The following is a 16,821-nucleotide window of genomic DNA, read 5'->3' on the forward strand; positions in this document are numbered from 1 at the left end:
TCGCGGGGTGGTCGATCACTCCCTAGCTTACGCGAAAGGGGACGTCTTTCGACGTCCCCTGATCACGGTTCACGCCAAGCGCGAAGCACGCTCGGTCACGCTGTGACGCATATCACGCACGTCACACGGGATCACGCGCGCAGCTGCGCTCCAAGCTCGGCGGCCTTGTCGATGATCGCCTTGCGGATCGCCTCGCTGTCCTCGGCGGACAGGGTCTTGTCCGGGGAGCGGAAGACCACGGCGAACGCGAGCGACTTCTTGCCCTCGCCGAGTGCATCGCCGGTGAACACGTCGAACAGTTCGATCGACTCGAGGTTCGCGCCGGCGGCCTCGCGCACCACGGCCTCGAGCTGGGCGGCGGTCACCGTGTCATCCACGGTGAAGGCGAGGTCCTGCTTGACGGGCGGGAACGTGGAGATCGGCTGGGCCTGCACCGGCTTGCCGTCCAGCGTGGAGAACAGCGCGGTCAGGTTGAGCTCGAACGCGGCGGAGTGCTCGGGGAAGCCAAGCTCCTCGTTGACGTGCGGGTGCAGTTCGCCGACGAGGCCGACGAACAGGTCGCCGACCTTGACGTTGGCGAAACGGCCCGGATGCCACTGGGCGGGCACGTCCTCGGCGGCCGGCTGCTCGAGCGAGATTCTCGCACCGAGACGGTCGGCGATGCGATGCACGGCCTCGACGGCGTCGGACCAGTCGACCGGACGCTTGCCGCCCAGCCAGCCGGAGTCCTCGGCAAGGCCCGTCAGGATGCCGGCCACGTGGTCGGGCTGATCCGGCAGGCCGGCGTCGAGCGCGGCGAGCTGCTCGTCGGTCGGCTTCACGCCGCCGGGCAGGGCCGGGATCGCGGGCGCATCCGGGTTCCACAGGTAGACGTGGCCAAGCTCGTAGAGCGAGACGTTCTCGATGCCGCGTCGGATGTTGCGCTGCACGGTGCCGGCGAGGGTCGGCAGGATGTGGCGGCGCAGGAACGGACGGTCGCCGTAGAGCGGGTTGGCGATCTCGACGCTGACCTTCTTGGTGGCCTCCGCGTCGTAGCCGAACGCCTTGTAGTCGGCGTCGCCGACGAACGGGTAGCTCAGCGCCTCCACCATGCCGTACTCGGCGAGCTCGTCGGCCACGCGGCGACGACGCAGCTGGTCCGGAGTGAGCCCCACAAGGCCCTCGACCGGTGCTGGCGGCACGGTGACGGGGATCTCGTCGTAGCCGACGAGGCGCGCGACCTCCTCGACCAGATCGCACGGCTCGTTCAAGTCCGGACGCCAGGTCGGCGGGGTGACGACGAACTCGCCGTTGCCGCCGCCGGCCACCTTGCAGCCGATGTCGGTGAGGATGTCGGAGATCTCGTTGACCGGGGTGTCGAGGCCGGCGACGCGCCTGACCTCGGACGCCTTGAAGTGGATGGCCTTGCGGTGGGCGGTATGGTTCACGTCGGTCGGGTGCTCGCTCGGCTCGCCGTCGCCGTACTTGACGAGCAGATCGACGGCCATCTGCGCGGCGGCCGGCTGCAGCTCGTAGTCGACGCCGCGTTCGAAGCGGCGGGACGCCTCGGACGGGATCTTGTGGCGGCGGGCGGAACGGGCGATCGTCACCTGGTCGAAGTGCGCGGCCTCGAGCAGGATGTTCTTCGTCTCGGCCGTGACCTCGCCGTACAGGCCGCCCATCACGCCGGCCAGACCGATGATGCGGGAGGCGCGTTCGCCGTTCGGCGAATCGGTGATGAGCAGGTCCTCGACGCTCAGCTCATGCTCCTTGCCGTCGAGCGTGGTGAGCTTCTCGCCCTCCTTGGCGCGACGCACGACGATCGGCGCCTCGAGCTTGTCGAGGTCGTAGGCGTGCATCGGCTGGCCCAGGTCGAGCATCACGTAGTTGGTGACGTCGACGGCCAGGGAGATGGAGCGCATGCCGGCGCGGATCAGGCGGCGGCGCATCCAGTTGGGCGTGTGCGAGTTCGGGTCGAAGCCGCGGATGACGCGCGCGTAGTAACGATCGCATCCGGGCACGCCGTGGATCGGGTTGTCGTCCTCGATCTCGACCTGCACGTCCGGCACGGTGCCGGAGGCCTCGCCTGCCGGCTCGGGCACCTTGGCGTTGAGCTCGACGACCGGATCGGTGTACGCGGCGCCGGTGGAGTGGTGGAATTCGCGGGCCACGCCACGGTAGGAGAGCGTGTAGCCGCGATCCGGGGTGATGTTGATCTCCAGCAGCGGCTGGTCGAGGTGCAGCAGGTGCATCGCGTCGTCGCCGGGCTTCAGGGCCTCGTACTCCTCGGTGGTGAAGCCGTAGTGGCGCAGCAGGATGATGCCGTTGTGGTCGTCGCCGAGACCGAGCTCGCGCTCGGAGGCGCACATGCCGTTGGAGATGTGACCGTAGGTCTTGCGCGGCTCGATCCTGAAATCGCCCGGCAGGACGGCGCCGGGAAGCGTCACGACGACCTTCTCGCCGGCGGCCATGTTCGGCGCGCCGCAGATGATGCCGCGCGGCACCTTGTTGCCGTTCTCGTCGGTCTCGTTGTATTCGGGTCCGACGTCGACGTGGCACCAGTTGATGACCTTGCCGTTCTTCTGCGGCTCCGGGGTGGCGTCGACGACGTAGCCGACGACGATCGGGCCGGTGACCTGGGAGGCGTGGATCTGCTCCTCCTCGAGGCCGACCTTGACGAGGTCCTTGGCCAGCTGCTCGTAGGTGAGGCCCTCCGGGACCTCGACGTGTTCCTTGAGCCAATCGATATCAACCATAGGCATGGGCAATCACTCCCCCATCACAAACTGTTCGGCGAAACGCACGTCGCCTTCGACGAGGTCGTGCATGTCGTTGATGTCGGAACGCAGCAGCAGCGTGCGCTCCATGCCCACGCCGAATGCGAAGCCGGTGTACTCGTTCGGGTCCAGGCCCGCGGACTTGAGGACGTTCGGGTTGACCATGCCGCAGCCACCCCATTCGAGCCAGCCCGGGCCGCCCTTCTTGTCGGGGAACCACAGGTCGAGCTCGGCGGAGGGCTCGGTGAACGGGAAGTAGCTCGGACGCAGGCGCGTCTTGGCCTCCGGTCCGAACATGGCAACGGCGAGCTTGTCCAGCACGCCCTTGAGGTCGGCCATGGTCAGGTTCCTGTCGACGGCGAGCGCCTCGCACTGGTGGAACACCGGGGTGTGGGTGGCGTCGAGCTCGTCGGTGCGGAACACGCGGCCCGGGGAGGCGATGTACAGCGGCACGCCACGGCCGATCAGGGCGCGCACCTGATCGGAGGAGGTCTGCGTGCGCACGACCATGTTGGAGCCGACGAAGCCGGCGGCGTCCTTGGCCTGGTTGCCCTTGACGTAGAAGGTGTCCTGCATCTGACGGGCCGGATGGTCCGGGCCGAAGTTCAGGGCGTCGAAGTTGTACCATTCGGCCTCCACCTCGGGGCCGGAGGAGATCTGCCAGCCCATCGAGATGAAGAAGTCCTCGACGTCCTCCATGAGCTTGGCGAGCGGGTGGCGGGCGCCGAGCGGCTTGCGGTTCACGGGCAGCGTCATGTCGACGGTCTCGGCGGCGAGCGCGGCCTTCTCCGCGGCCTCCTTAAGTTCGGCCTCCTTGGGGCCGAAGGCGCGGCCGAAGTCGGCGCGCAGCTTGCCCATGAGCTTGCCGGCTTCCTTCTTCTGATCCTTGGGCAGGGATCCGATCGCCTTGCTGGCGAGGGTCATCGCCGACTCGGCACCGGCGTATTGCGTTCTGATGGCTTTCAATTCCTCCAGCGTGGAGGCGTTCTGGATTTTGGCGATGCCTTCGGCGACCGCATCGGTCACCGCTTGCGCATCGAATAGCGCTTCTGCCACGAGCACCCTTTCCTTTGTTGCTTCATTGACGTGAAAACACGTGGGAAACCGCGCGAAAACACGCGTTTCCCCAAGCTTTGTCCAACATCACATTGTCACTATACGACTCGACATGGGGCCGTCCGCTCATCAGGCGGTCGCACGGCCGCCGGCCCTTGCTGTGCGATCAGCGGTCGGCCATCGCCAGGCTCATGAGCATCACGGCGGCGGAGGTGCCGAGGTTGAGCGATTCGGCCTTGCCGTAGAGCGGGATCGAGACGATGCGGTCCATGCGCGTGAGGATCTCGGGAGGCAGTCCCCTCGCCTCGTTGCCGAAGAGCACGGCCTCGCCGGGGCGTGCGGCTTCGGCCTCGCCGTCGTCACCGCGTGCGTCCGCGCGTTCGGCGAGCAGCGCGGGCAGCGATTCGGGGCGGCGGTCGGGCGTGCCGTACACGTCGGCCGCGATGGTCGTGAGATTGTGTTCGGCGCAGTAGGCGAGGAAGCCCTCGACGTCCATCTCAAGGACCGGGATATGGAACAGCGATCCGGCGGTGGAGCGTACGACCTTGGGGTTCAACGGGTCGACGCATTCGTCGACGAGGATGACCGCGTCGCATCCGGCGGCGTCGGCCGCACGGATCACGGTGCCGGCGTTGCCCGGATCGCGCACCTGCCAGAACGCGGCGATGCGCGGCGTGCGCTCCCCCGCGGCCGGCAGGGCCACCGACTCGGGTTCGACGTGCATCGCGTTCATGTTGCCCACGGCGAGGATGCCCTGCGCGTCCTTGCTGATCCGTTCGATCACCTCGCGCGTGGCGCGGTGCACGTAGATGGTGGCGTCCTGCGAGGTCTCGACGATTCTTGCGAGCGTGTCCGAGGCGTAGCGCACGCGGCCCAGGGTGTCGTCGACGGCGACGTAGAGGTCCTGGACCACGTCCGGACGCCAGGTGACGGCCTCGCGCACCGACTGAGGCCCTTCGATGAGGAACCTGCCGGAGCGTTCGCGCCCCTTGGCGCGCGCGAGGTCGGCGACGCGGCGCACACGGTCGGACTTCGGGTTATCGAGCAAAGCTTGGTTGATCGGCATGGCCACCAGACTACCGCACGACCTTGCATCTTCACATATCGCGTACCGGCCGTCAACCGAAGAGATCGTCGTGGGAGCCGGTGCGCTGGAAGATGGCGAGGTCGTCGGTGGTGCACCAGATGAGCAGCCAGTCGCCGGCGTTGGCGACATGACATTCGTCGGAACCCTTCCACTCGCCGGACAGCGTGTGCATGTTGTGGCGACGTTTCAGTTCCTCGATGGATTCGACGGTGTCGTCGAGGATGAGTTGCATGACTTCATCGAGTGGCTTGAGATCGATATGACGCTTCCTGAGTCGATTGAGATCACGCGCGTATTTCGACGTAGGCGCGGGCCTGAGCATCAGATTCCCAAACTCTTGTACATCTCATCGAGGTTGGCGTACGAAGGGCCACCGTTTTTGATGATCTCCTCGGTCTCGCGAATGGCCTCGCGACTCTCCTCGTTCGGCTTCTCCGATTCGAAGGTCAGCGGGATGCTGCGGGTTCGGGCCATCTGCGTCCAGAAGGCGCGAGTGGCTGAGGCGAGGGTGAGTCCGTACTCCTCGGCCACCTCCGACGCCTGGGCGATGATCCGCTTGTCGGCCCTGATGGCCTTGGATTCCGTAGCGTTGACGGAAGACGTCGTTGCGGCCATGGCAACCCCCTTGATGTGCACAGATGTGGCATAGTCTACCACAAGGGTGCACATCAAGGAATGTGCCCGGGCGCCTACAGAACCGGCGTCACGCGCCTTGGAAGGAGAAGCGCCAGTAGCCGGTCATGACGGCGACGGTCAGGGCGATGAACGGGATGGCGATGCTGATCGCGAAGAACACCCAGTCGACCGGGTGCAGGCGTGAGGTGCGCGCCTGGCTGCGCGGGGCGCTGCCGCCGAAGCCACGCGCCTCCATCGCGGTGGCGAGTTTCGTGGCGCGTCTGATCGACAGGACCAGCAGGCCGAACGCCTGTGACAGGGCGCGGCCAATCGCGTTGCCGTCGCCCAAGCCCCGAGAGCGGCGGGACAGGCCGAGCGCCCGCCAGTCCTCCTGCAGGAGCGTGAACATGCGCATGCCGGCGAGTCCGCCGTAGACGAAGCGCGGCGAGAGGTGCAGGATCTGCACCAGTCCGTCGGCGAGGTCGGTCGGATCCATGCCGAGGGCGAGGATCACGCCGGGTACGGCGATCGCCCCGACCCTCAGGAACGTGGCGCACGCCAGATAGACGGAGCCTTCCGAGACGACGATCCAGCCGGCGGACCACAGGATCTCGCCGGAGGTGCGACCGTACAGAAGCACGGAGATGAAGCCGCCGGTCGCGGCGATCCACACCGGCCAGGTGCTGCGGCACACGCGGATCGGATTGATGCCGCCGATCCACAGCAACGCGAACTCGATGCCGAGCGCGACGGACGCGGAGACCACGTCGAGGCTGAAGAACATCGGGATGCACAGGAGCAGCGCTCCGATGATGCGCGCCACCGGGTTCACCTTGGCGATGAACCACGAGGGCGAGGCCGGGCGCGCCGGTTCCCTGCGTTCGGTCGGCGGCGTGACGAGGACGGTGTCGACACGCGCCTCGTTATGTTTCACGGATTGTTCCACGACATGCTCCATGCGTTCCACGGGATGTTTCACGGTGCCGACCGCAGTGACGGTCCTCTCTGCAACGGCTGCGGTCATCGCGCCGCACCTCCGTTTCCCCTATCGTCACCGGCGAATCCGAACATGATGCGCCGCGCGTCCAGCGCCTTCACGAGCGGCTCATCGTGCGTGACGACGATGACCGCGGACCCCTGATCGCGCACGGCGGCGATGAGGTCGACCATCTCGGTCCATGTGGTGAAGTCCTGTCCGAAGGTCGGCTCGTCCATGACGAGGATCCTCGGCGCGCCGGCGAGCATCGAGGCGACGGACAGGCGTCGCTTCTCGCCTCCGGACAGCGTGTACGGATTGGCTTCGGCGAACCGGGAGAGGTTCATACGCTTCAGCATGCGGTCGGCGATCGCGTACGCCTCCTCCTGGCTCGCGCCGCGCGACTTGGGGCCGATGGCGACTTCGTCGCGTACGAGAGGGGCGGCGAACTGGTGCTCAGGCTCTTGGAAGACCATGCCGATGCGCCCCAGAAGCTCGCGGCTCCTCCATTGTGACGGCTCGTCGCCGCGGGCGCCCTCGGCGATGTCGGCGCGGACGCGCACATGCCCGGCGATCGGCGGCAGAAGTCCGGCGAGCGTCAAGGCGAGTGTGGATTTGCCGGCGCCGTTCGGCCCCATCAGGGCCGTGACCTCGCCGGCGAAGAACTGAAGATCGATGTGCGAGCCGAGCGCGGTGCCGCGTCCGAAGCTCAGGTCCTCGGTGACGAGCGCGGGTTGCACGGATGTCCCGGACGGCGCAGACGCACCGGACTCCCCCGGTTCGGCGATGACGACGTCGCCGTGACGCCCCGGACCGCGGTCCGGGATCGCGCGCCCCGGCACCCACGCGCCGCCGGCGGCGAGCATGTCGCCGAATCGCCCGAACACCTCGTCCGGTGTGCCGTCGGCGACGATTCCGCCGACGCGCGAGTCGGGATCGGGGTGTCCGATGACGATCACGCGGTCGATGAGATCGAGCCAGACATCGATATGGTGTTCGACGACGACCATGGTCTGGCCGGTCGTCTCGAGCACGTGCCGTACCGCGTCATGCACCTCGCGCACCCCTTCGGGGTCGAGGTTCGCGGTCGGCTCGTCAAGCAGCAGAAGACCCGGGCGCATGGCGAGCACGCCGGCCAGCGCAAGGCGCTGGCGCTGCCCGCCGGACAGGTGCCGGGTGGAACGTTCGAAATCGATGTCCTGCAATCCGACCAGATCGAGGGATTCGCGCACGCGCGTCCACGTCTCCTCGCGCGGCACGCCGAGGTTCTCGCAGCCGAAGGCCGCGTCGTCGCCCACGCGTTCGAGGATGATCTGCGAATCGGGGTCCTGCAGGACGAGTCCGACCTTGCCGCGCACGACGGACGGTTCGACGCCGTCGACGGTGAGGGTTCCCTCCTGGTCGCCCTCCTCGGAGCCGCCGAGCACGCCGGCGAGCGCGGCCATGAACGTCGATTTGCCGGCGCCGGAAGCGCCGAGGAGCAGCACGTGCTCCCCGGGGCGGATGGTGAGTTTCACGTCACGCAGCGCGAAGTCCTTGCGCGTGGAGTGACGCCATCCCCATTCCCTCGCTTCGACGCCGGCGGGTGTGATGCGCATCAGACGCGGGCCTGACTACGGCCGGACGGGAAACGGTCGAGCGCGCCGGTGGCGGCGATCGCCTTGTGCAGGAACCACACGACGAGTCCGGCGATGACGATGCCGGAGATGATGGAACCGATGAGGTACCAGCTCACGCGCAGCATGTTCCAACCCGGGTTGGTCATCCAGTAGTAGGCCCAGCAGCCGACGCCGGCGAGCGCGCCGGAGAGGATGGTGGTGCCGATGTTCCACTTCCTCCATGCGAAGACCGCGAAGCCGATCTCGGCGCCGAGGCCCTGGATGATGCCGACGATCAGCGATCCGCCGACGCCCCATTGGTTGCCGAGCGTGAGCTCGAGGAACGCGGCGAGGGTTTCGGCGAACAGGGCGGCGCCCGGCTTGCGCACGATGATCGCGGCGAGCGGGCCGGCGAACAGCCAGAAGCCGTTGAGCAGTCCCTCGAAGCCCGGGGTGACGGCCTCGAACAGGGCGATCGGGGCCGCGCAGACGATGTCCCAGCCCCAGAAGATGACGCCGGATGCGACGGCGATGATCGCGGCGACGACGATATCGACGACGCGCCACTTGTAGTTGGCTTTGGCGACGGTTTCGGCCATGGTGATGTGCCTTTCCTCTCTCAATCGAAGGCACGGGTGAAGGTAAGAGCGACAATTCCGCGGCCGGCATTGCCCAGCCGCGTCCCATCGGTCGAGACCCGTGAGGTCTCCTCTCAGCCGCCTCAAGGCAGCTCCCGTGTCAGCGCACCACCATAAGTGACGTAGCCGACGAAATCAAGAGTCAAATCGTCAAAGTCCCAGCGCAAACCTTGTTGATAAGGCACCGACCGTCATGTCGCAGCCGTCGATGATCGTGGTCGTTTACGAATAGGTGAGGCGCTCGTCGCTTCCCTTCCACTTGGAGTCGATCGGATAGTGGGAGGGGATATTGACCAGATCGACTACGTGGCGTCCATCCTCGACGCGTACCCTCATGTCGCGCGAGAAGCGCTTGTCGTACGTCACCCATTGCCGAGTGGAGCAGTCGTAGATCCACTCGCGGATCTGCCCGGGTCCGGATGCCTTGCTCACCGTGACGGCGTGATCGCTCGTCGTCACGCCGCCGAGATCCTCCTGATAGAGGTCGAACATCAGCACACGAACCTTGGGGCCGTCACCGGATGAATCGTCTTCGATCATTCTCAGCACGGACTGTCTGTTGGCGTTGACGTCATCGATGAAATTCGCAACGGCATTCGTACTGTCCGCTTCGGATGAAGAGAGATAACCGAGTTCACGCAGCCGACCATCGGATGCATCGGCACTCAGCGAAAGCATCTCCCGTTCGATCGTCTTTCCGGTGACCTCCCTGGATGTCTGCCATATATATGAGATCCCGACGAACGCCACAAGCACGATCAGCGCCACGACAGGACCCCATATGAGTCTGCTCCCATAACTTTTGCCGTTCATCATATACCCCCTCCGCTTGCATAGGGAACTATAGTTCCATCATTATTATTTTACCCGCTGCACAAAACCAGAACAATTAATATAAGTGCTATGGTTCAATGTGGTTGAGTATTTATAAACACCATATTCATAATAATCATGACGAACTCTTTGAATGAGGTACTTCTTCTTCAGCCTTGCTATATAATAATGATTATCTGCAGGAACATTAATTGTTATCCCTCTCAAACCGGTAGCAACATATCCCACGCTGACACCGGTCGACACGACACCCCAACTGACACTGAACGATGCAGTGACCGTAGGACCACCAGTCGGATTCACAATAATAGAACCGCCACCGGGGAAATTGAAGCCACTCCCCTGATTGGCAGGCGTTACAGTATAATACTTGTATTCGGAATTCAAGATCGTGGTTTTTTCACTTTCTCCATATCTCAATGACGACGCAACAGTATCATGCTGCAATAAATCATTATCTTCCGCAGAAGCCAAAGGACAAACAGTCATCATCACAACGATGCAAAGCACCCATGACACCAGCTTCTTAAACATCAGATTCTCCTTTGAAACGATGTATCATTTACTTTTTATAAGATATCATACCCAATACATGGAAACAACTATTCGTGTACGCGTTTCGTGTATGCATCCATACGCGATCATCACATGAACGCGCTACCATCATGTGCCATGAAGGATCAGAAGCATACGTCTCACCCAGCCCTTTCGCCAAGCATCGCGATCGTCGACAACGACACGCGCTCATTGGAATCACTGCGACAGCTGCTGTCGGACCGCCTGCCATCGGCACGCATTGCATGGATGACAACCTCTGGCAAGGAGGCACTTACCATGATTGGTGAGCATACACCATCCCTGTTGCTGCTGGACATGTCATTGGAGGACATCCAAGGACCCAGCATATGTAGACGTATACGACGGGAGTCTTCAGCCTTCCCGGTGCTCGCAATGACCAGTTTCTCGCTGAAACTCTACGCAGCAAAAGCAAAAACGGCGGGAGCGCAGGGGCTGGTGAGCAAGAACGTAGATGAGGATCTCGTTCAGACAGTCATATCAGTGCTGCGCGATGGCTCGATGCATGGATTCGAATCGCAACAAATTGCACACATCCGTATAGCAAATGAACAAACCAGCATCCCGCAACTCACTCTTCGTGAGGAGGAAATCATCAACCTATGTGCGGACGAGGGCCTACTCGACGCCGAAATCGCCGACAAACTCGACATCTCAGAGGCGACTGTACGCAAGCACATGCAGCATGTCCTACAGAAGCTCGGTGCGCGCACATCACGCCAGGCGGTGGCGATATGGCTCTCCCCGCGCAGCTACTAGGATTCGACAAGATGAAGCGGCTGCTGCTCCCGACCGATCCTCCGTTGCCCGTGAGAGGCACACTAGTAATGGCCTTTTTCGTACCGGTCGTCATTCAGTGGCTCTTCGTCCCTCCATCCGATGGACTCTCGCTTGTCCTATCGACCATGTTGGTGATTGTGCTTGCCGCGGTCGTCGTCCTGCCTGCACCGTCGTCCGCGGCACTCATCGCCATCGACGCCCTGACTACGGTCCTTTCCAACGGCACTGGCCCTACATCCACGTACGGAGCTCTTTTCGGATTAGGTTTGCTGTCTTACCTATCATCCAACTGCACGACGACGATACTGACCGCCATAACATGCGTGATGCAAATCGGTTGCGCAATGCTATCGAACGACTGGCATCTCGATTGGTACATGTTCATGTCGATCGTTCCGTTCAATATCATCGCGGCGATGACGGGCAGATCTCTGCACTGGCGTGAGGACACCTTCAAGCAGCGGGAGGAATTGCTACGGGCGCAGGAACGTCTCAACCAGACGGAATTCACTGCCCATACCGCACAACGCATGCATGACGCCGTCACTGGGGAGCTGTCGTTCATCGCTCGCATGGCACAGCGCAGAATCGGGGAGGGCAGCGCAGACGCCGAAGACTGGAGACAGATCAACGAGTCGGCTCTCAATGCCTTGGACAACACACATCAGGTCATTGACTCTCTCGACGAATGGGCCCGAGGCTCAAAGCGCGAGCGATCCAGCAACGTCGAAAGGGATACCATCGCCCATCTTCGCCACATATTGGATGACAACGACCGGCGCATCCGGCATCTGGGATTCCATGGCCAGAGCATTCTCAGTATCAGCGAGATGCATGGGACCATGGACGGGCAACGGATCAAACTCTGCATCGAGTTCATCGGCGAGGTGTACTCCAACATCATTCGCCACGCCAAACCGGAGTCGAAGTACGAGATATCCGTGATGTGGACCGCCGAGGGGATCGAGATCACCACGTCCAACCAAGTAGACGATGATCAGCTGCCACAGCACGGCCAAGGACTGGAATACTACCGACGGCAGGTTGAGCGCATCGGCGGCAGAACCGTCACCGAACGCTCGGATGACGGTTCATGGTTCTCTTTCACCCTCGTTCCCGCACTGCGGGAATAATACGGGAATAAACGACGATGGGCCGGCGGACTGCATATCCCGCCGGCCCATCGTCATGGTGTCCTAAAGAATCGGAGATCGAATATCGAGGATCGTCACGCGCCGAGCTTGGCGAGCAGCAGAGCCTCGGTGACGACGTTGTTCTTGAGTCCCGACAGCGAGATCGACTCGTTGGGGCTGTGCGCGTTGGCCTTCGGATCCTCCGGACCAGTAACGAGCACCTGCGCGGACGGGAAGAGACGCTGCAGTTCGGGGATGAACGGGATCGAACCGCCCTCGCCCTTGTTGATCGGGGCGACACCGAACGCCTCCTCCATCGCCTCGAGCGCGTCCCTGGTGGCCACGGCGTTCGGGTCCATGGCCCAGCCCATGCCGTTTTCAAGCCTGGCCACCTCGACCTGAGCGCCGAACGGCGGGTTGTTCTCGAGGAACGTGGCGAGTGCGTCCTGCGCCTGTTCGGGGCGCTGGTTCGGCGCGGTGCGCAGGGACAGACGGAATCGGGTCTCGGGGGCAATCACGTTGAACGAGCCGTCGACCGGATGGGCGTCGAAGCCGATGACCGTCAGGCTCGGCTTGGTCCACAGGCGCGAGGCGAGCGAGCCGGAGCCGGCGAGCACGTAGGAGTCGACGATGCCGGCGTCCTCGCGCACGGTGGCCTCGTCGAGGTCGCGCTGCAGGCCGCCGATCGGTTCCTCGGCGGCGATGCCCGGCACCGCGAGGTCTCCGTTGTCGTCGTACAGGGAGGCGATGAGCATCGCGGCGAGCGTGTTGGAGTCGAGAATCGGGCCGCCGTACTGGCCGGAGTGTACCGGGTGCTTCAGGGCGCGCACGGTCACGTCGACGCAGGTGTTGCCGCGCAGCGAGGTGGTCAGGGACGGGATGTCGGCGGACCAGTTGCCGGAATCGGCCACGATGATCACGTCGGAGGCGAACTCGTCGCGATGCGCCTCGATGAACGGGATGAAGCTCGGCGAGCCCATCTCCTCCTCGCCTTCGATGAAGATCTTCACATTGACCTTGAGGTCGTCGCCGAGGGCCTTGAGCGCGCCGGAGTGGATGGCGATGCCGCCGCCGTCGTCCGCCGAGCCGCGGCCGTAGAGACGGCCGTCGACCTCGGTGCCAACGAACGGGTCGGTGTCCCAGGCGGCCGGATCCGGCACGGGCTGCACGTCGTGATGGGCGTAGAGCAGGACGGTCGGAGCGTCGGAGTCGACGACGCGCGAGCCGATGACCTCCCACGCGCCCGGCGTGCCGTCCGGGTTGACGGACTGGACGACCTTCGCGTCGACGCCGACCTCGCGCATCTGCTCGGCGACGAATTCGGCCGAGCGCTTCATATGCTCGCCGGTGATGCCCTTGGCGGACACCGAGGCGAGGGCGATCTTGCGGTTGAGCACGTCGACGATGCGGTTCCAGTCCGCCTCCACGCGGGAGCGGATCTCGTCTGCGCTGATCTGTGCCATCAGTGGACTCCTTCTACTACTACCTATCTGTCTGCGGTTGTCCGCATGGCCCGGCCCCAAATGGCCTCAAATGGCCTTCACCGGCGGAATACCGCCGTTCGCACGCCTTCGACGCGCGTCTAGACGTCACCGTAACCTGCAAGCATGACATGGAATCCGTTCAAGAAGAAGGAAGACGCGCAGGAGTCCGTCGAGGCGACTCCGGCGAGGACCGAATCGGTCAGGGGCGAGAAGAAGAACCGTCCCACCCCGAAGATGAAGCAGGCGCAGGCCGCCGGCATCCGACCGCTGGTGCCGACCGACCGCAAGGCCGCGGGCAAGGCCGCCAGGGAGCGTCTGCGCGAGCGTGAGAACGCCGAGTACGAGGCGATGCAGAAGGGCGACATCAACCACATGCCCAAGGCCGAGCGTCTGCCCTACCGCGTCTACATCCGCGACTACGTCGACGCCCGCTTCAACATCGGCGAGTTCTTCATCCCGGTCGCCATCGTGATCCTGATCGGCTCGATGATCATCAGCACCGTGTGGCAGAGCCCGCTCGCCTCGATGATCATGATGATCCTCATGTACGTCTACCTGTTCGCCGTGATCATCGACGTGTGGATCATGTGGCGAGGTCTCAAGAAGAAGCTCATCGAGAAGTTCGGCGAGCGTTCCGTCGCCAGGGGCAGCCGTTCCGGCTCCTACGCGTGGAGCCGTGCGATCCAGGTGCGCCGCTGGCGTCTGCCGAAGCCGCGCTATGACAAGCGCGGTCACTGGCCGGAGTGATCTCGTCCGACACCATCCTTTGGAGGCCCCGATCGGGGGCCTCCTTTTTTGTTCCACGCGGCTACGATGGATGGCATGAGTGAATCATCCGACATGGAAGCATTCGACAACGTCATCATCGGCGCGGGTCCGGGAGGCTACTCGACCGCACTGCGCGCCGCCGAACTAGGCAGGCGCGTCGCGCTCATCGAACGCGACGCCACCATGGGCGGCACCTGTCTCAATCGCGGCTGCATCCCCTCGAAGGCCCTCATCACCGCGACGCACACGATCGACACCGTGCACCGCGCGGCCGAACTCGGCGTCCAGGCGCACGTGGACGGCATCGACTACGGCACGCTGCGCGACTATCGCGTCCATATCGTCGAGACGATGACGCAGGGCCTGTCGGCGCTGCTCGCCCATCGCGGCGTGACGGTCTTCCGCGCGTCGGGATCGCTGGAACCGGCATCGGACGGCGCGGGGGCGACGACGCGTACGGTCCGTCTCGTCGCCGCCCCCGGTCAGACGGACGTCCTGCGATCCGACGAGGCGGACGAGCCGAAGCCACAGGGCGCATCGCTGGAGCTGCACGCCACGGACGTGGTGCTTGCGCTCGGCGCATCCCCGCGGCCGCTGCCGGGCAATCCGTTCGCCGGAGCGCTGATCGACTCGACCAAGGCGCTGGAGCTCGACGAGTTCCCCGCCTCCGCGGTGATCATCGGCGCGGGTGCGGTCGCGGTCGAATTCGCGTCGATGTGGAACGCCGCCGGGGTGGACGTGACCATGCTCATCCGCCGCGATCGCGTGCTCTCGCACTGGGACAGGCGCACCGGCGTGACGCTCACGCGCGAGCTGGTCCGTCAGGGCGTGAAGGTCGTCAGGAACACGGCCGTCAGGCACGTGGACACGGGCGCGAACCTCGGGGCGACCGTTCACTACATGCAGGGCGGCCCGTCCGGCGCGAACGGCGCGAACGGCACGGAGCACACCGTCGAGGCGGAGATGGTCCTCGCCGCGATCGGACGCGACCCGAACACCGACGCCGACTGGCTGGAGGCGGCCGGCGTGCGGCGCGACGCCGACGGCTACGTCACGTGCGATCCGCTCGGACGCACATCGGCGGAACACGTGTGGGCGGTCGGCGACATCGTAGCTGGGCACGCGCTCGCGCATCGCGCCTTCGAGCACGGCATCACCGTCGCCGAGGCGATCGCGGGCCTCAACCCGAAGCCGGTCGACGAGGCGAGCGTGCCGCAGGTCGTCTTCTCGCATCCCGAGGCCGCGTGCGTGGGGCTCACCGGACGCGAGGCGATCGACGACCCGCGCTTCAACAACGTCAAAGAGACCATCTATCCGATGATGGGCAACTCGCGCATGCTCATGAGCGGCGTTGGCGGTTCGATGACCGTCGTCAGCGGCGAACGCGCCGACTCGGATCATCCGGACACGCCCGAGGTGCTTGGCGTGCACATCGTCTCCCCCGTCGCCTCCGACGTGATCGCCGAGGCCGAGCAGCTGGTCGGCAACCACGTGGCGCTCAGCGACGCGGCACGGCTCATCCACCCGCATCCCACGTTCGGCGAGACGCTCGGCGAGGCGCTGCTCAAGGCGGATGGCCGCCCCCTGCACACGCGCTGAACCCGCCGCAGGCACGCGCGGTCACAGCTGCTGGTAGAGTGTAGGGCCAGTATGCGTACATTCCGATGCAAGTGAGGGAGCATGGCCGACAAGGACGAGAAGAAGCCCAAGAAGCAGAGCACGATCAAGCAGATCATCCAGATCTACAAGTACACCGTCAAGGACGACAAGCAGCTGCCGTGGCTGCTGGCCGGCGCCATCCTCGCCCCGATCGTCGTGGCCGTGATCATCGGACTGATCTTCCAGTGGAACTGGCTCAACTGGATCTTCATCATCATCGCCGCCATCATGCTTGGCCTGCTCTTCGGCACGATGACGCTCACCAACCGCGCCGACAAGGTCGGCTACAGGCAGCTCGAAGGCCGTCCGGGCGCCGCGATCGGCGTGCTGAGCAACATGAACAAGGCCGGATTCAACTTCCCCGAGCAGCCCGTGTGGGTCGATCCACGCACCAAGGACGCGATCTGGCGCGGCACCGGCTACAACGGCATCTACCTGCTCGGTGAGGGCGACTACGGCCGCGTCAACCGTCAGATGGACCGTGAGGAGCGCGCCATCAAGGGCGTGACCGCCGGCTCGCAGATCCCCGTCTACCGCATCCTCGTGGGCAACGGACCGAAGCAGACCAAGCTGAGCGACCTGCGCAAGACCGTGACCCGTCAGAAGAGCTATGTGCCGATCCAGCACAAGAGCAAGCTGATGGACAAGATCCACCCGCGTCGTCGCTTCATGCTCACCAAGGAGGAGCTCGCCATCCTCAACGACCGTCTACGCACGCTGCAGATGAAGAGCGGCTACGGCATCCCGAAGGGCGTGGATCCGAACCGCGTGCAGAAGGTCAGCCGTCGCGCGATGCGCGGCAAGTGATCGACTTGGCTGTTACCAGAACGATGGGCCCGGCGGCAAACACCGCCGGGCCCA

16 protein-coding genes are annotated in these 16,821 nt (G+C 64.3%); 5 read left to right on the top strand and 11 right to left on the bottom strand.

The features are described 5' to 3' along the window. Positions 1-131: 131 nt before the first annotated feature. From pheT to BCAL_RS13325, 10 genes are all read right to left on the bottom strand, one after another. On the bottom strand, positions 132-2,741 hold the full coding sequence (pheT, locus tag BCAL_RS10195) for a phenylalanine--tRNA ligase subunit beta (RefSeq protein WP_043166389.1): 2,610 nt from the start codon (positions 2,739-2,741) through the stop codon (positions 132-134). A gap of 6 nt (positions 2,742-2,747) precedes the next feature. Further along, a complete protein-coding gene (gene pheS / locus BCAL_RS10200) occupies positions 2,748-3,812 on the bottom strand; it encodes a phenylalanine--tRNA ligase subunit alpha (protein WP_043166436.1) in 1,065 nt (354 codons plus the stop codon). A gap of 166 nt (positions 3,813-3,978) precedes the next feature. Further along, complete coding sequence (locus BCAL_RS10205; protein ID WP_043166434.1) at positions 3,979-4,878, bottom strand: TrmH family RNA methyltransferase; 900 nt, start codon at positions 4,876-4,878, stop codon at positions 3,979-3,981. Positions 4,879-4,930: 52 nt separating this feature from the next. Further along, positions 4,931-5,221, bottom strand: a complete 291-nt coding sequence (locus BCAL_RS10210) for a type II toxin-antitoxin system RelE/ParE family toxin (RefSeq protein ID WP_043166387.1) — start codon at positions 5,219-5,221, stop codon at positions 4,931-4,933. Continuing rightward, positions 5,221-5,514, bottom strand: a complete 294-nt coding sequence (locus BCAL_RS10215) for a type II toxin-antitoxin system RelB/DinJ family antitoxin (protein ID WP_052119212.1) — start codon at positions 5,512-5,514, stop codon at positions 5,221-5,223. The genes BCAL_RS10210 and BCAL_RS10215 overlap by 1 nt, the downstream gene beginning before the upstream one ends. 88 nt (positions 5,515-5,602) lie before the next feature. Further along, positions 5,603-6,472, bottom strand: a complete 870-nt coding sequence (locus BCAL_RS10220) for an energy-coupling factor transporter transmembrane component T family protein (protein WP_052119215.1) — start codon at positions 6,470-6,472, stop codon at positions 5,603-5,605. Between the two features lie 62 nt (positions 6,473-6,534). Continuing rightward, the gene (locus BCAL_RS10225; protein WP_052119211.1) at positions 6,535-8,088 is read right to left on the bottom strand and encodes an ABC transporter ATP-binding protein; all 1,554 of its coding nucleotides are present in this window, start codon (positions 8,086-8,088) and stop codon (positions 6,535-6,537) included. Continuing rightward, positions 8,088-8,687 carry an ECF transporter S component gene (locus tag BCAL_RS10230; protein ID WP_043166385.1) on the bottom strand — a complete coding sequence of 200 codons (600 nt, stop codon included), beginning with the start codon at positions 8,685-8,687 and terminating at the stop codon, positions 8,088-8,090. The genes BCAL_RS10225 and BCAL_RS10230 overlap by 1 nt, the downstream gene beginning before the upstream one ends. Before the next feature lie 261 nt (positions 8,688-8,948). Further along, a complete protein-coding gene (locus BCAL_RS13320) occupies positions 8,949-9,494 on the bottom strand; it encodes a hypothetical protein (RefSeq protein ID WP_043166384.1) in 546 nt (181 codons plus the stop codon). Between the two features lie 90 nt (positions 9,495-9,584). Beyond that, on the bottom strand, positions 9,585-10,094 hold the full coding sequence (locus tag BCAL_RS13325) for a hypothetical protein (protein WP_152600374.1): 510 nt from the start codon (positions 10,092-10,094) through the stop codon (positions 9,585-9,587). A gap of 138 nt (positions 10,095-10,232) precedes the next feature. On the opposite strand from BCAL_RS13325, the gene BCAL_RS10240 reads away from it, so the two are divergent. Together BCAL_RS10240 and BCAL_RS10245 are read left to right on the top strand one after the other, a co-directional pair. Further along, positions 10,233-10,895 carry a response regulator gene (locus BCAL_RS10240; RefSeq protein WP_043166382.1) on the top strand — a complete coding sequence of 221 codons (663 nt, stop codon included), beginning with the start codon at positions 10,233-10,235 and terminating at the stop codon, positions 10,893-10,895. A gap of 11 nt (positions 10,896-10,906) precedes the next feature. Then, the gene (locus BCAL_RS10245; protein ID WP_152600372.1) at positions 10,907-12,049 is read left to right on the top strand and encodes a sensor histidine kinase; all 1,143 of its coding nucleotides are present in this window, start codon (positions 10,907-10,909) and stop codon (positions 12,047-12,049) included. Positions 12,050-12,144: 95 nt separating this feature from the next. Here BCAL_RS10245 and BCAL_RS10250 read toward each other — a convergent pair whose 3' ends face one another. After that, complete coding sequence (locus BCAL_RS10250) at positions 12,145-13,512, bottom strand: dipeptidase (protein ID WP_043166378.1); 1,368 nt, start codon at positions 13,510-13,512, stop codon at positions 12,145-12,147. A gap of 144 nt (positions 13,513-13,656) precedes the next feature. On the opposite strand from BCAL_RS10250, the gene BCAL_RS10255 reads away from it, so the two are divergent. From BCAL_RS10255 to BCAL_RS10265, 3 genes are all read left to right on the top strand, one after another. Then, positions 13,657-14,280, top strand: coding sequence for a DUF3043 domain-containing protein (locus BCAL_RS10255; RefSeq protein ID WP_043166376.1), 624 nt, complete (start codon positions 13,657-13,659; stop codon positions 14,278-14,280). 75 nt (positions 14,281-14,355) lie between these two features. Then, positions 14,356-15,900 (top strand): FAD-dependent oxidoreductase, encoded by a 1,545-nt coding sequence (locus BCAL_RS10260; protein ID WP_043166375.1) that lies wholly within the window; start codon positions 14,356-14,358, stop codon positions 15,898-15,900. Between the two features lie 81 nt (positions 15,901-15,981). Next, entirely contained in the window at positions 15,982-16,767 is a 786-nt protein-coding gene (locus tag BCAL_RS10265; protein WP_043166373.1) for a DUF4191 domain-containing protein, read from the top strand. Positions 16,768-16,821: the final 54 nt, after the last annotated feature.

This window comes from Bifidobacterium callitrichos DSM 23973 (assembly GCF_000741175.1).
Taxonomy (GTDB): domain Bacteria; phylum Actinomycetota; class Actinomycetes; order Actinomycetales; family Bifidobacteriaceae; genus Bifidobacterium; species Bifidobacterium callitrichos.